This is a genomic window from Uliginosibacterium sp. 31-16 (assembly GCF_030730865.1).
Classification (GTDB): domain Bacteria; phylum Pseudomonadota; class Gammaproteobacteria; order Burkholderiales; family Rhodocyclaceae; genus Uliginosibacterium.
Window position 1 is genome coordinate 126,959 of the sequence record NZ_JAVALZ010000004.1, and the last position, 17,502, is coordinate 144,460.

A 17,502-nucleotide genomic window follows, 5' to 3' on the forward strand; every position below is an offset into this window, starting at 1 on the left:
ACGCGACGCCATGACCGACTTCATCGAAAACCGCACCTACGACGAAATCCGGATCGGCGAGTCTGCCAGCCTCACGCGCACGATCAGTGAGGCGGACATCCAGCTCTTCGCCGCGCTCTCGGGCGACATCAACCCCGCCCACCTCGACCACGAATACGCCAAGGCCTCCATGTTCGGCGGCGTGATCGCCCACGGCATCTTCAGCGGAGCACTGGTGTCCACCGTGCTCGGCGTGCATCTGCCCGGCCCCGGCACCATCTACATGGGCCAGACCCTGCGCTTCACGCGCCCGGTCAAGCCCGGCGACCGGCTCACCGTCACGGTCACTGCGCGCGAAAAGTTCGACGACAAGAAACGCGTCATCTTCGACTGCGTGTGTACCAATCAGGATGGCAAGGCCGTCGTGAAAGGCGAGGCCGAAGTCATCGCGCCGAGCGAAAAAATCCGCCGTCCGAAAATGCCCGTCCCGCCGGTATCGCTGGACAACAGCGCCTTCGCCATCAAACCCTGAGCTACGCAGCCATGACGCAAACGGGGCGCCACAGCGCCCCGTTTTCAAGCCAATCCTCCGCCTTGCGTCAACAGCTGCGGCCAGTCCTGGCATTCACGCAAACAGGCTTTGCTGCAGACGGCAGCTTGGCAAGCGCTTTCTCCGGCCGCTTGTCGAACGGCTTGTCCGTCGCCGGTTCGCTGACGGCACGTGCAAACTCAGTGTGAAAATCCTGCGAAATGCCTTGCAACTGCGGACGCATGCCATCCACCTGGCCGCGCACGACACGAGTGACGCCTTCTGCAAGAGCAGGCAAACCGCTGAGCATCTTCTGCCCGGTCGGCGTCCTGTAGAACGCCACGAGTTCCCGGGTTTCGCTCTCGGTGAAGGTTTCCATGTACAGCCGCGCCAGCGGATCCTTGAGCTTTGACCAGGCCAGCCCCCCCTCCAGCGCCTGCCCGCCACGCTCGGTGAAACGCCGTACAGCCTGACGCTGGGCTTCGCTGAGCTGCTCGGGGCGGCGCCCCTGCATGGCCTCGTCGATCACCTCCTGTGCCTGGCCCTCAAGACGCTTGCGCCAGTTGCGCACGCTGGTTTCGGTCTGGGTCAGCCCCATCAGTTCCTCGGCCAGCTTGCGATGCGCCGCCTCATCGGCCCATGCCGCCAGAGAACACCCCATCAGGAAAGTCGCCACCAAACGTTTCATTCTTCGTTCCCGAAGAAAATCACCAGCCGCGCCGCTCAACGAAGGCCTGCGCAACGGTTCCCAGATCGGTATGTTCGAGCTCGCCGCCCACCGGCACGCCGCGCGCGATACGGCTGACCTTGAGGCCGCGCGCGCGCAGCATTTCGCTGACATAGTGGGCCGTCGCCTCGCCCTCGTTGGTGAAATTGGTGGCAAGGATCACCTCTTCCACCGTGCCATCAGTGGCACGAGCGATCAGCTTGTCGAGCTTCAGTTCGCGCGGACCAACCCCATCCAGCGGCGAGATTCGCCCCATCAGCACGTAATACAGGCCGCGATAGGCCTGCGTCGATTCCATCACCATCAGATCCGAGGGCATTTCCACCACGCATAGCTGCGAAGGATCGCGCTGCGGATTGAGGCAGCGTTCGCACACTTCGGCCTCGGTGAATGTATTGCAGCGCGCGCAATGCTTCACGTCGGCAAGCGCAGTGGCCAGCGCCGCCGACAGGCGTGCAGCGCCCTCGCGATTGCGCTGCAGCAGGTGGTAAACCATGCGCTGGGCCGATTTCGGGCCAACGCCGGGCAGCACCCGCAGGGCTTCGGTAAGCTGATCGATGAGGGACACGTTGGGGAGTGGGGAGTGAGGGAGATGGGGCCGGCACTCCGGCTCCACCATTCACTCCCTGCATTCATCAGAACGGCAACTTCATGCCGGGCGGCAGACCCATGCCGGAGGTGAATCCCGCCATTTTCTCCGAGCTCGTGGCTTCGGCCTTGACCATGGCATCATTCAGGGCGGTGACAATCAGGTCCTCGAGCATGTCCTTGTCGTCCATGACGGCTTCGTTGATGGCCACGCGCTTGACCTTGTGCGCACAGCTCATCGTCACCTTCACCGCACCGGCACCCGCCGTGCCTTCCACGTCCACGAGGGCCAGTGCGTCCTGTGCCTTTTTCATGTTGTCCTGCATCTGCTGGGCCTGTTTCATCAGGCCAGCAAGGCCGCCTTTCATCATTGCGAGTCTCCTAAAGGTTTTACTGAGGACTCCACCAGCGTCGCATCGCAACGCTCGATGAGCTCCTGCACAAAGGGGTCTGATTCAAGCGAGGCAACCGCCTCGGCATGACGATTCTGGCGCACTTCTTCATTGCGCTGGGCGGGGGTCTGGCTGGCGACCTCGCCGATATCGATATTCACGCGCACCGGCTGATCGAAATGCGCGGACAGCGCGTCCTGCAGCTTGCTGACATTCGACGCCATCATCACCAGATGCTTGTGCGAAGGCGGCAGGCGCAGCTTGAGCACATTGCCCTGCAGATCCAGCAATTCGCAGTTCTGGGCCAGCTCACGCGTCATGCCGCCCAGCCCCGCGGCCACGATCATCGCATGCCAGTCCATGTCTGCCGCCAGCGCTGCGGCGGGCACCGCGACCGAAGGCTCATTCAAGACCCGCGCCGGGGGCGGATCTTCAGGCACACAGGCGGATGAAACAGGCGCAGCGGGCTTCTCCACAGGGGGGGTCTGAAGAACCACAGCGGGAGCGGCTGTCGCAGCAGGTCGCACCACAGCGGCAGGCGCCGCCACAGGCACTCGCGGCGAAGTTGTGGCCACCCCGGCGCCCGGCGCCTCCGGCCGGAAGGCATGCAGGCGCAGCAGATTCATGGTGAAGCCGGTGTATTCGTCCGGCGCCAGGGCCAGCTCATCGCGGCCATGAATGGCAATCTGGTAAGCCAGCTGCAGGAATTCCGCGCCAAAGGCGGCAGCATACGGCGCCAGGCGCTCGCGCTCGAAATTGTCGGCAATCGCCTGCGGGGCGAACTGCATCAGGGCTACCCGATGCAGCAGCGTCGCAAATTCCTGCAAGGCGGATTCAAAGGAGAGACTGCGCGCTTCCATGGCATCCGCCACGGCGATCAGCGCACCGATGTCTTGCGCCTGCAGTGCATCGAGCAGCTCGAAAAGATGATCCTCGCCAACCGTGCCGAGCATGTCACGCACGCCCTCTTCCTCAACCTTGCCCGCGCCATGCGCGATGGCCTGATCAAGCAGCGACAGCGCATCGCGCATCGAGCCGTTCGCGCCCTTGGCAATGTGACGCAGCGCGCCCGGCTCGAAGCTCACGCCTTCCTGGCCGAGGATGTTCGACAGATGCTCGACGATGTGCGTCTGCGGCATCTGCTTGAGGTTGAACTGCAGGCAGCGCGACAGCACCGTGACCGGAATCTTCTGCGGGTCAGTCGTCGCGAGGATGAATTTCATGTGCTCGGGCGGCTCTTCGAGCGTCTTCAGCATCGCGTTGAAGGCGTGCCCGGTGAGCATGTGCACTTCGTCGATCATGTAGACCTTGTAGCGCCCGCGCGACGGCGCGTAGGCCGCTTTTTCCAGCAGCGAAGCCATGTCATCAACGCCGCGATTGGAGGCCGCGTCCATCTCGACGTAATCGACGAAGCGCCCGCTATCGATCTCGGTACAGGCTGCGCACACGCCGCAAGGCGTGGCGGTGATGCCGGTCTCGCAGTTCAGGCTCTTGGCGAGGATGCGCGAGATGGTGGTCTTGCCCACGCCGCGCGTGCCGGTGAACAGATAGGCGTGGTGCAGGCGCCCGGTGGTCAAGGCGTGCGTCAGCGCACGCACCACGTGCTCCTGGCCGACGAGGGTCTCGAAACTCTTGGGGCGCCACTTGCGGGCAAGGACCTGATAGCTCATGGGCGGCAATTTTAGCAGCAGGGCGCCCACCTCCCGCGGGTATTTCTGCGCGGCCGGCAAACGGCATGATTGGCACGGCCTATCATGCCTGTTCAGGCAATCAATTGGACGCCATTCCGGGGGCCGGCCAGACTGCAGTCAGACCTTCAGACAAGGCAGGCGATCATGAAAACCCCCTCCCCCAGCAAGAAAGAGCCTCACAAGATCCTGCGCCTGCTTGGCGCACTGATCATTGCGATAGGCGGCATGCTGCTGCTCAATCAGCTGATCAGCCCCGAAGCTCCTGCCGGTGCTACGCCCGATGAACACTATCAACGCATGGAATTCCCCAAGTCCACGCCACCGGCACGCCTGATCGAAGCCTGAGAGGCCCACCAAGCAAAACGGGCTGTGTCGCCAGACACAGCCCGTTTTATATTCGAGGCGGCGAGCCTGACCCCCGGCACTTACAGTGAGTGGTTATGGCTGCTTCCTTCCGGACCTGACCAGATTCCCACGCTGCAATGCGGGGAGACCCGCCGCGCGGCATTGTAACCCAGTTTGCCGCTCAGTTCGCCGTTGCGTCGAAGTGCTCGCTACGAATCAGGTGCAGGCCCACAGCGAATCAAGGGGCCGGAGCCCCTCCCGTTCCAACATGCTTCTGTACGCCTGCCCGGGCCGAGCGGGCAGGTCTGTTCAAGTTCCTCGCCAGCCCGTCGATAACACCAGACATCAAGCGCCCGCTTCAGACGAGCGCAATTCCAAAAACAGAGACGAGGTCTGGACATGATCAAACGATTGCCCCTGCTGCTGGCAGCCGTCCTCCTGGCAGTGAGCCTGCAGACCCACGCCGCCGACGTGACGGTCATCTACAACAAGAACGAGCCCAAAAACTTCATTGCGCTGCTGCAAGACGCGCTGGAGCACACCAAGAGTGAAGGCGCTTATTCCATCAAGCCAACCGACACCGCTCTGCCTACCGCCCGCATGATCGACGAAATCGCCGACAACACCGGAACGATTTCCATCATGACGCGCGGCTCCAACATCGAGGAAGAAAAGCGGCTTCTGCCTATCCGCATCCCACTCGACAAGGGCTTGCTGGGCTATCGCATCATGCTTGTGCGCAAGCAGGATCTGCCGAAATTCGCCGCGATCCAGAGCGTGGATGAGCTCAAGCTGTTGCGCGTCGGGCAAGGCTCGCGCTGGCCGGACACCAAGATTCTGGAAGGCGCGGGATTCAAGGTTACCAAAGGCTATTACGCCGCCGGCCTGCTGCGCATGCTCAACGAAGACCGTTTCGACATGTTCGCGCGCGCAACCTGGGAAGCAACAGGCAATCTGGAGGACGCAAAGAAACAGGGGCTGGATGATCTGGTCATCGAACCCAGTCTGGCCGTGTTCTACCCGTATCCACGCATTTTCATGGTCAGCCGGAAAGGGGATGGCCCGGCACTCGCGGCCCGCATAGAAAGGGGGCTACGCCTGATGATCAAGGACGGCAGCTTCGACAAGGCGTTCAACGACTTCTTTGGCCCGGCCATCGAATCCACCCAGCTGCGTGAGCGCAAGATTTTCCGCGTAGACAACAAACTGCTCTCACCGGACACCCCGCTGGATGACAAGAGTCTGTGGTTCTCGGTCGATGCGCCGACCACCAAGCCATCCTCCAAGCCCTGATCAGATCCGCCCCTGACGGAGAACCGACATGCCAAAACTCAATCTCAACAGCATCAGCACTCGACTGATCCTCCTGTTCGTGGTGATCATCACCACCCTGCTGGCCATCTCCGGCAGCATCAGCTATCTCTCCACCAAACACTCGCTGGAGAGCGCCCTGGAAGAGGATGCCAGCAATGCAGTTGCCCGGATCCAGACAAACCTGTCGATGCCGCTGTGGAATTTCGACCAACCCGTCATGGCGGCAACCCTCAAGGCAGAACTGGATGCCGAATTCATCCAGAGCGTGAGTCTGAAAACGCCCAAGAACTGGACGCTGATCATCGGTCGCGACAAGGAAGGCAAGCCGGACGAACTGAAAGAGACGCCTGCGGCCACTGGCGACATGCTCAGCAAGGATGCCGAGGTGATCTACAAGGAGGGAGACAAATCCCAGACCATCGGCAACATCACCCTGCAGTATTCGCGTGCGGGTGTTGATACGGCATTGCGCGGAACCCTCGGCTCGGTCCTGCTGGAGATCGTGATCCTCGACATCGCCCTGATCGTTACGCTGTCTCTGGCACTGCGCCTGATCGTGATTGCCCCGCTGCATGGCATTCGAGATGCGCTTCGGAACATCGCCGAGGGCGAGGCCAATCTGACCCATCGCCTGGACACCTCATCCAGCAACGAATTTTCCGAGGTCGCCCACTGGTTCAACGTTTTTGTCGGGCGTATCCAGGGCGTGATCCGCGAAGTCGGCGAGAGCGTGGCCGAGCAGATCTCGGCCTCCCGCGAGCTGACAGCTGCGGCAGACAAGGTCAGCGCCACCTCCCGCCATCAATCCGAAGCCGTGCAATCCACCGCCGCCGCTATTGAGGAAATGTCCGTCAGCGTCAGTCACATCGCCGAGAACACCCATAACGTCGAAAGCGAAACCCGCAGCGCCGCCAGCACCGCCAGTGGCGGCGCCCAGACGGCCCGCCAGGCCGCTGGCGAGATCCGCCAGATTGCCCAGACCATCACCCAGGTCAGCGAAACTGTCAGTGTGCTGGCCAAGCGCTCCGACGAAATCGGCAGCATCGTCAATGTGATCAAGGAAATCGCCGATCAAACCAACCTGCTAGCCCTAAATGCCGCCATCGAAGCGGCCCGCGCCGGCGAGCAGGGGCGCGGCTTCGCCGTGGTTGCAGACGAAGTACGCAAACTGGCCGAACGGACCACCGTGGCCACCCAGGAAATCAACACCAAGATCGAAGCCGTGCAGCGCGACACGTCAGATGCGGTGGTCGGGATCAACGACGCCAATCGCAAGGTAGAGGCCGGAGTCAGGAGCACCAGCGACGTAGCGGAAGCCCTGCAAACTATCGAAGAACAGTCGACCGAAACTGTCGGCCATATTTCTTCGATTTCGTCCTCGGTTTCCGAGCAGAGCAGTGCCAGCCAGGACATCGCCCGCCATATCGAACGCATCGCCCACAGCAGCGAAGAGAATCAGGAAGTGGCGGAGACCACCAACCGGCTTTCCGTGCGTCTGTCAGAGATCGCCTCAAGACTGGATGCCACGGTACGCCGCTTCACCGTCTGAAACTTCGTTTCCATCAGGCCGCCAGCAGGCGGCCTGTTTCTTTATTGCCCCCCCCCCGGCAAATCAATTTTTACAAAAACCACGTGCAATCAAAGCCTTGATGCTGTAGAGTGCGCGCCCTTGCAGCGTTGTTTGTGCGCTGCAAAAGGTTTTTACCCCGCAGTACCCCGTTTCATCGTCCCTGACCCCCCTTCTCACGCATTTCCGCATTCTTCGGAAAATCCAGCGCGTTTGTCGTACCGGTTGGCGCCGATGTTGTTTGCGCAGCACTGATTGGCTGCGCCGTTTTGCGCCAACTTCCTGCCCCGCCATGCGGAGGCAGACGCTTTGCGCTTTTTCGATTGGATTGAAATGTCGTTTGCTTCACTTGGCCTCAACGAGGCTCTCGTCGCCGCAGTAACCCGCGCCGGCTACACCACTCCCACTTCCGTTCAGGCTGAAGCCATTCCCGTCGCGCTGACTGGCGCCGACATGATGGTCTCTGCCGCCACCGGCAGCGGCAAGACTGCCGCCTTCATGCTGCCCGCACTGGAGCGCCTGACCAAGGCCCCGGCCGCCAAGAGCATCGGCCCGCGCATCATGGTGCTGTGCCCCACCCGCGAACTCGCCCAGCAGGTCGCCAAGGCTGGCGTCACCTACGGCCGCTCGCTGCAGCGCCTGTCGGTCGTCACCGTCGTCGGCGGCATGCCCTACCCGGCCCAGCTCAAGCTGCTGCGCCAGCCGGTGGATGTGCTGGTCGCCACCCCGGGTCGCCTGCTTGATTACATCAAGAGCGGCCGCATCGATTTCTCGCGCATGGAAATGCTGGTCCTCGACGAAGCTGACCGCATGCTCGACATGGGCTTCATGGAAGACATCGAACAGATCGTCGCCGCCCTGCCCGCTGGCCGCCAGACCGTGATGTTCTCCGCCACCTTCGGCGGTGAAGTCGGTCGCCTTGCCGCCAGCATGCTCAACAAGCCGCAGCGCATCGAACTGGCCAACTCCACCGACAAGCATGCCGACATCGAACAGCGCGTGCACTGGGCCGACGATGCCGGTCACAAGAACCGCATTCTTGACCACCTGCTGGCCCAGCCGGACATGACGCAGGCCATCGTATTCACCGCCACCAAGCGCGACGCCGACTGGCTGACTGAAACCCTGGCAGACAAAGGCTTTGCCGCAGCCTCCCTGCATGGAGACATGCCGCAGGCCAAGCGCAACCGCACCCTCACCGGCCTGCGCCGCGGCGACATCAAGGTACTGATCGCCACCGACGTGGCCGCACGCGGCATCGACGTGCCAGCGATCAGCCACGTGATCAACTACGGCATGCCGATGAAGCCGGAAGATTATGTGCACCGCATCGGCCGTACCGGTCGCGCCGGCCGCAGTGGCGTGGCCATCACCCTCGCGGTGCCGGCCGAGCGCTTCAAGGTGCGCGCCATCGAGCGTTTCACCACCCAGCAGATTCCGGCCTCGGTGATCGAAGGGCTGGAGCCGCGCTTCAAACCCGAACAGCGTTCCAACAGCCGTGGCGGCTTCGGTGACCGGCCAAACCGTGGTGGTGGCGACCGCCCGCGTTCTTTCGGTGACAAGCCGCGCAGCTTTGGCGATCGCCCCCGTTCCTTCGGTGATCGTCCGCAGGGTGATCGCCCGCGTTCTTTTGAAGATCGCCCGCGCAGCTTCAGCGACCGTCCACGCACGGAAGGCGCCGCCCCGCGCAGCGCCGAGGAACGTCCGCGTTTTGACGACCGCCCGAGCTTCAACGAGCGTCCGCGTTCATTCGAGGATCGCCCCCGCAGTTTCAGCGATCGTCCGCGCTCGAATGCCGAGCGCAAGATGGGCGACCGCCCGCGCAGCTTTGCCGACCGCGACAGCCAGCCGCGCACCTTCTCGCGTGACGCAGCGCCGCGTCAGGACGAGCGTCGCAGCAGCGAAGGCCGCAGCACGTCCAGCCGTAACCGCTACGATTTCTGATCGCCAGCCGCTCCGCCGTACCAGCAAGGGCCTCTCCGGAGGCCCTTGCTGCGTTTCAGCCGCGTAGAAACAGCCTCACCCATACCCTCCCGAAGTGCCGCTTCCTGCCTTGCTCTCAAGCCCCCTTGCCTGCACAGAGCCACCACACGCGGCTCTCCGGCCACCTGCCCTCTGCGGCAGATCAGAGCGTCCAGAGCGCTGCGGCGGTAAAATGGCGCCCTTTCCTTCCCCTGCCCGCCGCCATGCACATCGGAACCCCGCTCTCCCCCTCCGCCACCCGCGTCATGCTGCTGGGCTCAGGCGAACTCGGCAAGGAAGTGATCATCGCCTTGCAGCGCTTCGGCTGCGAGGTGATTGCGGTGGACCGCTACCCGCACGCACCAGGGCATCAAGTGGCACATCGCTGGCACAGCATCGACATGACGGATGCGCAAGCCCTGCGTGCTCTGGTGGAACTGGAGCGCCCGCACTTCATCGTGCCGGAGATCGAAGCCATCGCCACCGACGAGCTGGCGCGCATCGAAGCCGATGGTCTGGCCATCGTGGTACCCACCGCGCGCGCCACCCAGCTGACCATGCACCGTGAAGGCATCCGCCGCCTGGCAGCTGAAGAGCTGGGGCTGCCGACTTCACCCTATGCCTTTGCCGACAGCGAGGAGGAATTGCGCACCGCCATCGGCCAGATCGGCTATCCCTGCGTGATCAAACCGGTGATGTCGTCCTCCGGCAAGGGCCAGTCAGTCATCCGCAGCGAAGCGGACATCAGCGCCGCGTGGAACTACGCGGCCACCGGCGGCCGCGTGAAACAGAACCGCATCATCGTCGAAGGCTTCATCGACTTCGACTATGAAATCACGCTCCTCACCGTACGCGCCAACAACACGGCAGGCGAGATCGTTACCAGCTTCTGTGCGCCAGTCGGCCACGTGCAGGTGCGCGGCGACTATGTGGAGAGCTGGCAGCCGCAAGCCATGGCGCCGCTAGCCCTCGCCCGCTCGCGCGAAATCGCCGACAAGGTCACTACTGCGCTCGGTGGCCGCGGCCTGTTCGGCGTGGAGCTGTTCGTCAAAGGCGAGCAGGTCTGGTTCTCCGAAGTCAGCCCGCGCCCGCATGACACAGGACTCGTGACGATCGCCTCGCAACGCTTCTCGGAATTCGACCTGCACGCCCGCGCCATCCTCGGTCTGCCGGTCGACACCGGTCTGCGCCGTCCGGCCGCGAGTGCGGTGATTTACGGCAACATGAACGCCAGCGGCATCGTCTTCGAAGACATCGACGAGGCCCTGCAGGTCCCCGAATCCGACCTGCGCCTGTTCGGCAAACCGGAATCCTTCGAACGCCGCCGGATGGGCGTGGCGGTCGCCAGCGCCGATGACGTGGAAACCGCGCGGGCGCGCGCCACCGCCTGCGCCAACAAGGTCAAGCCCTGCGAGGCCTGAGCCATGCTGCGGATCCGGCCGGAACGCGCGGAGGATGTCGACGCCATCCGCCGGATCATCGAAAGGGCCTTCGCCGGCCAGACACACAGCAATCAGACCGAGCATCAGCTCGTCGACGCGCTGCGCACAGCTGGCGCCTTGAGTGCCTCGCTGGTCGCCGAACAGGCTGGCGAAATCATCGGCCACATCGCGTTTTCTGCCGTGCAGATCAATGGCCGTGACTGCGGCTGGTTCGGCCTCGCCCCGCTGGCCGTCAGCCCGTCACACCAGCGCCAGGGCGTCGGCAAGAAACTGATCGCCGCCGGGCTGGGTCAGCTCGATACGCTCGGCGCCCAGGGCTGTGTGGTGCTCGGCGACCCGGCGTACTATGCGCGCTTCGGTTTCCGCCCGCGTGCGGGCCTGTTCCTCGATCAGGTCCCCGCCGAATACTTCATGGCCCATACGGTCACCGATCCCTGTCCGCAGGGCAGCGTAAGCTTTCACCCGGCCTTTGCCCTCTGCGGCTGATCACCCTTCGCCCCCGAAAGGAGCACAGCATGACACTCCCCCGCCTTCTCTGCAGCGCCCTGCTTGCCTTTTCAGCCACCCTTGCCCAGGCAGGGCTGCTGGACTCGTTCTCCGACAAGGATGCCGCGGGAGGCATGCGCGAAGCACTTTCGCAAGGCGCCGAGCAGGCCGTGAAGATGCTTGGCAAGGAGGACGGCTTCCTCGGCAACCCCAAGGTGCGCATCGAGCTGCCGGGCAGGCTGCAGCAAGCCGAATCCGCGCTGCGCATGATGGGCCAGGGCAAGGCCATCGATGAACTCAAGACCAACATGAACCGCGCCGCCGAACAGGCCGTGCCGGAAGCCCGCGCGCTGCTGGTCGCCGCGGTGAAACAGATGAGCGTGCAGGACGTGAAGAACGTGCTGACCGGCGGCGAAGATGCCGCCACGCAATATTTCCGTGAAAAAACCAGCGCGCAACTCTCCACGCGCTTCCTGCCGATTGTCAGCAAGGTCACCGGCCGCCTGGCCGTTGCCCAGCAATACAACCAGATCGCCGGCAAGGCTGCCGGCTTCGGCCTGCTCAAGGCGGAGGATGCCAGCGTGGAGCAATACGTGACCAAGCGCGCGCTGGATGGTCTCTATCTGATGATTGCCGAACAGGAACGCGAGATCCGCCAGAACCCGGCACAGGCGGCCGGCTCACTGGCGAAAAAGATTTTCGGGGCGCTGGGAAATTGAGCTAACAGATCGCCAGCAGAGAGCGAACTGGATAACTAGCTCTTCGCCGCCGCCAGTTGCCGCGCCCCGAACACCCAGGGCAGCAACCACGATATCGCCACCGCATCATTGAGCGCACGGTGATGGGCGCCGGGCACTTCGCCAAGTCGGGCGAGTGCGCAGGCTTGGCGCAGGCCGACTTCCTGCGCCAGCTGCTGCGACCTGGCGAATCTTTGCTTGGCATTCAGATGCGGCAACCCGAGCGGCGTGCCAACCTTGTGACGCAAACACTCCTGCGCCAAGCGGCGCGGCCCGGTCATCCCCCAGGTGACCCAGTGCGATGCGGACGCAGCATGCCGGTTTACAAAAACCCCCAGCTGGGCAGAAACCGTCGGAAAGAGTGGCGCCGCATCCACTTCGGCCTGGCTGATGCCGGTTTCGCGAAGGGTGGCGGCGCTCAGGCGTGGCTGCTCAAGCGGCCGCACGAAGGAGCGGAAGGTGGCGAGAATCTGCCCTTCCAGCGTGATCCAGGCAGCACCGATTTCGATGATTTCCGGTGACGAAGCAGCCTCATGACGCTCATCCGCGCGAATGCTCTCGATATCGACTACAAGCATCTTTTTGTTCATGAACACACCTTGCGCATTGTTTTGTGCCAATCAACCCACCGCCACGATCAGCGTCAGCACCACCGGCGTGGTCACCGCCGCGAGCACGGTGGAGAGCACCATTGCAGCGGCCGTCGGCCCCTCGAAGGCTTCAAACTGGCGCGACATGAGATAGACATTCACGCCCATCGCCATCGACGAAAGGAGCACCACGACCTGCGTCTCCATCGTCGGCAAGCCCAGCAGCCAGGCCAGCCCCCACACGACCAGCGGCAGCACGATGAGCTTCATCAGGCATACCGCGAGACTCTGTCCGATGCCTTCGCGCACGCTGTACTCGGCCAGGCCCATGCCCAGCACCACCAGCGCCATCGGCGTTGCGGCCGAGCCCACCATGGCCAGCGGCTCAGCCACGAGATGCGGCACTGGCCAGCCGGTCAGGCCATACAGCGTACCGGAAACAATCGCCGCAACGATGGGGTTGGTGATCACGCTGCGCGCCGTCTTGGCAAATCCTCTGGCCGACAACTCACCATGCCGCGCCCATTCGATGGACACGGTGACGAGCGTCCACAGGATCAGCGCATTGAACACCAGCACCAGCGCCACGCTGGGCACTGCGGCATCACCGAGTGTGGCCTTGGCCAGTGGCAGGCCGAGCATCACGTTGTTGGAAAAGATGCTGCCCAGCGCGAAGATCGAGCCGGACACCCCGTCGAGCCGGAACACGCTGGCGGCGACCACGCGGCCGAGACCGAACACGATCATTGCCCCGCCGAAGAAGGCGATCAGCAGGCGCGCATCCACCGGCGGCAGCTTCGAGAAGTCACTCATGGTGAAGAACAGGAAGGCCGGCAGGGCCAGGCCGAAGACAAACTTCGTCAGCGCATCCGCCACCACCTTGGACCAGCCGCCCCAGCGGACGATGGCATAACCGGCGAAAATCAGCACGAACAGCGGGGACGCGGCAGCAAGCCGGTCAAGAAAAAGATGCATGATGCTGACAGAGGGTCAAACGGAGAGCCGCCATTCTACGCTCCCCTCGGACTGCACCTGGAAATCCACCTGGAGGCGCTCCGGCAAGAGGTTCCGGAGAAGACCACCACGACCGGTCTGTCCATCGTTCAACGCCGTTTGCGAATTTGGCTAAAGCATCACCGTCGTGTGCTGCAACGCAGAAAACGGCGCTAAACTGAGCCTCAGACAGCTGCCCAACAGACCCCGCCCCCTGTCAGGAGATATTGCAATGTCCTCACGCACCATCCAGGTAAGCCCCTTTGATCTTGTCGTCTTCGGCGGCACTGGCGATCTGGCCGCGCGCAAGCTGCTGCCCGCCATGTTCCAGCGTGACCGTGCCGGCCAGTTGCCGGATGAGGGACGCATCATCGGCGTGTCGCGCAAGCCGCTGGGCGATGAGGGTTACCTGGCCTTTGTCCGCAAGGCCCTCGGTGATCACGTCAAACCGGCAGACCTGGAGGCCGAGGCGGTGACGCGCTTTCTCGCCCGCATCCATTTCTGTTCGGTCGATGTCACCGGCGAAGCCGGCTGGGCAGAGCTGGCCTCACTGCTGAGCACGGGCGCCGAGCATGTACGCGCCTTCTACTTCGCGGTCACCCCCGATCTGTTCGCGCCGATCAGCCAGCGCATCAAGCAATTCGGTCTGGTCACCCCGCAAAGCCGGGTGGTGGTGGAAAAACCGCTGGGCAAGGACGGCGAAAGCGCCGCCGAAGTGAATGCCGCCGTAGCCTGCGTGTTCGAGGAAAGTCAGGTCTTCCGCATCGACCATTACTTGGGCAAGGAAACGGTGCAGAACCTGATGGCGCTGCGCTTTGCCAACCGCATGTTCGAGCCGCTGTGGAACAGCACGCATATCGACCACATCCAGATCACCGTGGCCGAAGACCTCGGCGTAGGCGAGCGTGGCGGCTATTACGACACCTCGGGTGCCGTACGCGACATGGTGCAGAACCACATCCTGCAGTTGCTGTGCCTGACCGCGATGGAACCGCCGGATGCCTTTGAAGCCGATTCTGTGCGCGACGAAAAACTCAAGGTGCTCAAGGCGCTCAAGCACATCAATGACCGCAATGCCGAGCACACCACCGTGCGCGGCCAGTACCGCAGCGGCTCGGTGGCCGGGCAACCGACACCGGGCTATCTCGAAGACATCCGTCAGGAAGAAAGCGACACCGAAACCTTCGTCGCGATCCGCGCCGAAATCGCCAACTGGCGCTGGGCCGGCGTGCCCTTCTTCCTGCGCACAGGCAAGCGCCTGGCCGCCCGCACCTCGGAAATCGTGGTGAATTTCCGCCCGATCTCGCACTCGATCTTCGATCACACCGCAGGGCGCATCAGCCAGAACCGGCTGGTGATCCGCCTGCAGCCGGACGAAGGCATGACGCTCGAAGTCATGATCAAGGACCCCGGCCCCGGCGGCATGCGCCTGCGCAGCATCCCGCTGGACATGAGTTTCGCCGAGACCTTCGGCGTGTCAAATCCGGACGCCTACGAGCGCCTGCTGATGGACGTGATCCGCGGCAACCAGACGCTCTTCATGCGCCACGACGAAGTGGCCGCCGCCTGGCGCTGGGTCGACCCGATCCTCGCGGCCTGGAGCCACAACGCCCAGCGCGTACACCACTACGCCGCCGGCACCTGGGGGCCGTCCGCCTCGGTCGCCCTGATCGAGCGCGACGGCCGCACCTGGCTGGAAGACGCCGAGTAAGCGCCTGCGGCGGGGAGGGCTGAATCCGGAGCCCTCCCGACGGCATCCGCAAGACCCGCCACCAGCAAGGCTTTCCAGTCCACATGTTGAAAAACCCTCACCCAGCGGGCCTCTCCGGCACACCTGCCTGAAGAAGCCCGCCGGATGCGGCTTCCCAGACACACCTCGCTGCAAATTTTTCCCCCGACGGAAATCCGCTCCGGCCAGATCGGCACCGACAGAAGCGTCCCTCCGCCTGCATTCTGCAGTCCGGCTGCCGCAGACGACTGCCTGCAAGGCCGTTGATCCACTACTGTTTTCAATCCAAAAAGAACATCCGGATAATCCCGGCAGCCCTGTCAGACCTGACGGGACAACAAAAAGAAAGTTCTCTGGAGACCACCATGCACCACACCTTGCGCAGCTTGCTGCTGGCAGGCAGCGTCCTGCTTTCCTCATCCGCCTGGGGCGCAACTGCCTTCGACATCACCAGCAAGATGATGCCGGGCTGGAATCTGGGCAACTCGCTCGACGCCACCGGCGGCGAAACCAACTGGGGCAACCCGGTCACCACCAAGGCGATGATCGACAAGGTCAAAAGCGCGGGCTTCAAGACCCTGCGTGTGCCGGTGAGCTGGGATGATTTCACCTCCGGCAGCGGCTACACCATCGCCAGCGCCCGCATGAACCGGGTGGAAGAAGTCGTCAATTACGGTCTGGCCAATGGCATGTATGTGATCGTGAATGTGCATCACAACAATGGCTGGGAAGCGCCGACCTACGCCAACGAAGCCGCCGCCAAGGCCCGCCTGACTGCGCTCTGGCAACAGATCGCCACGCGCTTCAAGACTTACGACAATCACGTGATTTTCGAAGTCATGAACGAGCCGCGCTCGGGCGATGACTGGTGGGGCAACGACGAGCTATCCACCGTCGTAAACCGCCTGAACGCCGCAGCACTGAGCACCATCCGCGCCACCGGTGGCAACAACGCCAGCCGCCTGGTCATGCTGCCTTCTTATGTGGCCGGCGCGTACAACCAGCAGCTCGACCGGGTAAAAATGCCTGCCGACAGCATGGTTGCCTTATCGGTACACGCCTATCTGCCCTTCGATTTCTCGATGGAAGCTGGCGGCACCACGTCCTTCACCAACACCGCCATCCTTGATGAGCTGTTCGCCCGCCTGAACACCATGTTCGTTGCCAAAGGCGTGGCCGTGGTAATGGGCGAATGGGGCTCGACCAACAAGAACAATTACGCCGAGCGCATCAAACACGCCGAGTACTACGTCAAGGCAGCCGCGAAGGTGAAGATTCCGGTGATCGTGTGGGACAACAACGCCTACAACCCTGGCGCTGAAGCCTTCGGTCTGCTCAACCGCAGCACGCTGACCTGGACCTATCCGGAAGTCGTCACGGCCATCATGAAGGGCGCCGCATCAGCCGGCGGCAGCTCATCATCGAGCAGTTCATCGTCCAGTAGCTCGTCGTCCAGCAGTTCCTCAAGCAGCTCGTCGAGTAGCTCCTCAAGCAGTTCTTCGAGCAGTTCCTCGAGCAGCTCAAGCAGTTCGTCCTCAAGCAGTTCCGGCGGTGGCAGTGGCGTTGTGGCGAGCTTCACCATCAACAATGATTGGGGTTCGGGCTACTGCGCCAGCGTGAAACTTCAGAACACATCCAGTGCCCCGGTCGTCTGGGCAGCCAGCATCACGGTTCCGGGCCGCGTCAATCAGATGTGGAACGCAATCTATACGCAGACGGGCAGCACGGTCAGCCTCAGCGGCAACGGGTGGAACAAGACGCTGGCAGCAAAAGCCATCGACACTTCGATTGGGTTCTGCGCCAACCGCTAGAGCCTGGGCCGGCGGCAAGCCGGGCAAGTGCTCCTGCCAGAGACACGCCTCACTCCTGTGCGGCACAGACGGGCCAGCCCTTCGGGGCTTGGCCCGTTTTCTTTGCCACAGGGGCTGAAAAGCCCTTATTGACTATATCGCCATATGGTTATATATTGCACACACCCTACAGTATTTCAGGAGTTTTCAATGCTGCGCTTCGATGTCCCTCCGGTCTGGTCCAACGCCGCCCGTCTCGACGGCCTCACCACTTTCGCGATCTGTGCCGCCGCGCTGCTCGGCTTTCCGTATCTGGTGCCCGTGCTGATGGTGCAAGGGCTGGTGCGCGGTTTCTTCGGCCACTCGCGCTGCCCTTCACATCGTCTGTACACAGCGCTGCTGCAGAAGCTTGGCGCTGCCGGCAAGAAGGAAAACGCAGGGGCCAAGATGTTCGCCAACAAGCTGCTGTTCATTGCCAGCACGGTCGCCACCGGTCTGTATCTGGCCGGCAGCGGCATGTGGGTTGTGCCGGTGTCGGTGCTGCTGGTGTTTTCCTTCCTCGAAGCCGCCGCGTCCTTCTGTGCCGCATGCTGGGCCTACACGCTGTGGTATCAGCTGCGCGGACAGAACTAGGCCCCTTG

17 protein-coding genes and 1 other RNA gene are annotated in these 17,502 nt (G+C 63.0%); 11 read left to right on the forward strand and 7 right to left on the reverse strand.

The annotated features are described in order from the left end of the window. Positions 1-10 precede the first annotated feature (10 nt). Complete coding sequence (locus Q9Q94_RS15590; RefSeq protein ID WP_305981046.1) at positions 11-511, forward strand: MaoC/PaaZ C-terminal domain-containing protein; 501 nt, start codon at positions 11-13, stop codon at positions 509-511. Positions 512-578: 67 nt separating this feature from the next. Here Q9Q94_RS15590 and Q9Q94_RS15595 read toward each other — a convergent pair whose 3' ends face one another. The 4 genes from Q9Q94_RS15595 to dnaX are packed head-to-tail and all read right to left on the reverse strand — an operon-like array spanning position 579 to position 3,885. Next, positions 579-1,196 carry a DUF2059 domain-containing protein gene (locus Q9Q94_RS15595; RefSeq protein ID WP_305981047.1) on the reverse strand — a complete coding sequence of 206 codons (618 nt, stop codon included), beginning with the start codon at positions 1,194-1,196 and terminating at the stop codon, positions 579-581. 19 nt (positions 1,197-1,215) lie between these two features. Beyond that, positions 1,216-1,854: a recombination mediator RecR gene (gene recR / locus Q9Q94_RS15600; RefSeq protein WP_305981048.1), complete on the reverse strand. Its 639-nt coding sequence runs from the start codon at positions 1,852-1,854 to the stop codon at positions 1,216-1,218. Positions 1,855-1,870: 16 nt separating this feature from the next. Beyond that, positions 1,871-2,194 carry a YbaB/EbfC family nucleoid-associated protein gene (locus Q9Q94_RS15605; RefSeq protein WP_305981049.1) on the reverse strand — a complete coding sequence of 108 codons (324 nt, stop codon included), beginning with the start codon at positions 2,192-2,194 and terminating at the stop codon, positions 1,871-1,873. Continuing rightward, the gene (gene dnaX / locus Q9Q94_RS15610) at positions 2,191-3,885 is read right to left on the reverse strand and encodes a DNA polymerase III subunit gamma/tau (protein ID WP_305981050.1); all 1,695 of its coding nucleotides are present in this window, start codon (positions 3,883-3,885) and stop codon (positions 2,191-2,193) included. The genes Q9Q94_RS15605 and dnaX overlap by 4 nt, the downstream gene beginning before the upstream one ends. A 165-nt stretch (positions 3,886-4,050) precedes the next feature. Between dnaX and Q9Q94_RS15615 the strand changes: the two genes are divergently transcribed. Continuing rightward, positions 4,051-4,251 carry a hypothetical protein gene (locus Q9Q94_RS15615; RefSeq protein ID WP_305981051.1) on the forward strand — a complete coding sequence of 67 codons (201 nt, stop codon included), beginning with the start codon at positions 4,051-4,053 and terminating at the stop codon, positions 4,249-4,251. A 56-nt stretch (positions 4,252-4,307) separates the two neighbouring features. On the opposite strand, the gene ffs is transcribed toward Q9Q94_RS15615, so the two are convergent. Next, an RNA gene (gene ffs, locus Q9Q94_RS15620) (signal recognition particle sRNA small type) lies at positions 4,308-4,405 on the reverse strand. A 245-nt stretch (positions 4,406-4,650) separates the two neighbouring features. Between ffs and Q9Q94_RS15625 the strand changes: the two genes are divergently transcribed. From Q9Q94_RS15625 to Q9Q94_RS15650, 6 genes are all read left to right on the forward strand, one after another. After that, positions 4,651-5,544, forward strand: coding sequence for a hypothetical protein (locus Q9Q94_RS15625; RefSeq protein ID WP_305981052.1), 894 nt, complete (start codon positions 4,651-4,653; stop codon positions 5,542-5,544). A 28-nt stretch (positions 5,545-5,572) separates the two neighbouring features. Then, the gene (locus Q9Q94_RS15630) at positions 5,573-7,114 is read left to right on the forward strand and encodes a methyl-accepting chemotaxis protein (RefSeq protein ID WP_305981053.1); all 1,542 of its coding nucleotides are present in this window, start codon (positions 5,573-5,575) and stop codon (positions 7,112-7,114) included. Between the two features lie 351 nt (positions 7,115-7,465). Next, complete coding sequence (locus Q9Q94_RS15635; RefSeq protein WP_305981054.1) at positions 7,466-9,076, forward strand: DEAD/DEAH box helicase; 1,611 nt, start codon at positions 7,466-7,468, stop codon at positions 9,074-9,076. A gap of 242 nt (positions 9,077-9,318) precedes the next feature. Beyond that, complete coding sequence (gene purT / locus Q9Q94_RS15640) at positions 9,319-10,515, forward strand: formate-dependent phosphoribosylglycinamide formyltransferase (RefSeq protein WP_305981055.1); 1,197 nt, start codon at positions 9,319-9,321, stop codon at positions 10,513-10,515. 3 nt (positions 10,516-10,518) lie between these two features. Continuing rightward, a complete protein-coding gene (locus Q9Q94_RS15645) occupies positions 10,519-11,022 on the forward strand; it encodes a GNAT family N-acetyltransferase (RefSeq protein ID WP_305981056.1) in 504 nt (167 codons plus the stop codon). A 29-nt stretch (positions 11,023-11,051) separates the two neighbouring features. Next, on the forward strand, positions 11,052-11,741 hold the full coding sequence (locus Q9Q94_RS15650) for a DUF4197 domain-containing protein (protein ID WP_305981057.1): 690 nt from the start codon (positions 11,052-11,054) through the stop codon (positions 11,739-11,741). A 35-nt stretch (positions 11,742-11,776) separates the two neighbouring features. On the opposite strand, the gene Q9Q94_RS15655 is transcribed toward Q9Q94_RS15650, so the two are convergent. Both Q9Q94_RS15655 and Q9Q94_RS15660 read right to left on the reverse strand, forming a co-directional pair. Further along, the gene (locus tag Q9Q94_RS15655) at positions 11,777-12,349 is read right to left on the reverse strand and encodes a 3'-5' exonuclease (protein WP_305981058.1); all 573 of its coding nucleotides are present in this window, start codon (positions 12,347-12,349) and stop codon (positions 11,777-11,779) included. Between the two features lie 30 nt (positions 12,350-12,379). After that, on the reverse strand, positions 12,380-13,324 hold the full coding sequence (locus Q9Q94_RS15660; protein WP_305981059.1) for an AEC family transporter: 945 nt from the start codon (positions 13,322-13,324) through the stop codon (positions 12,380-12,382). A 250-nt stretch (positions 13,325-13,574) separates the two neighbouring features. Here Q9Q94_RS15660 and zwf point away from each other — a divergent pair, with 250 nt between their 5' ends. From zwf to Q9Q94_RS15675, 3 genes are all read left to right on the forward strand, one after another. Beyond that, complete coding sequence (gene zwf / locus Q9Q94_RS15665) at positions 13,575-15,053, forward strand: glucose-6-phosphate dehydrogenase (protein ID WP_305981060.1); 1,479 nt, start codon at positions 13,575-13,577, stop codon at positions 15,051-15,053. Between the two features lie 383 nt (positions 15,054-15,436). Beyond that, positions 15,437-16,882 carry a cellulase family glycosylhydrolase gene (locus Q9Q94_RS15670; protein ID WP_305981061.1) on the forward strand — a complete coding sequence of 482 codons (1,446 nt, stop codon included), beginning with the start codon at positions 15,437-15,439 and terminating at the stop codon, positions 16,880-16,882. 189 nt (positions 16,883-17,071) lie between these two features. Then, positions 17,072-17,494 carry a DUF4395 family protein gene (locus Q9Q94_RS15675; protein ID WP_305981062.1) on the forward strand — a complete coding sequence of 141 codons (423 nt, stop codon included), beginning with the start codon at positions 17,072-17,074 and terminating at the stop codon, positions 17,492-17,494. Positions 17,495-17,502: the final 8 nt, after the last annotated feature.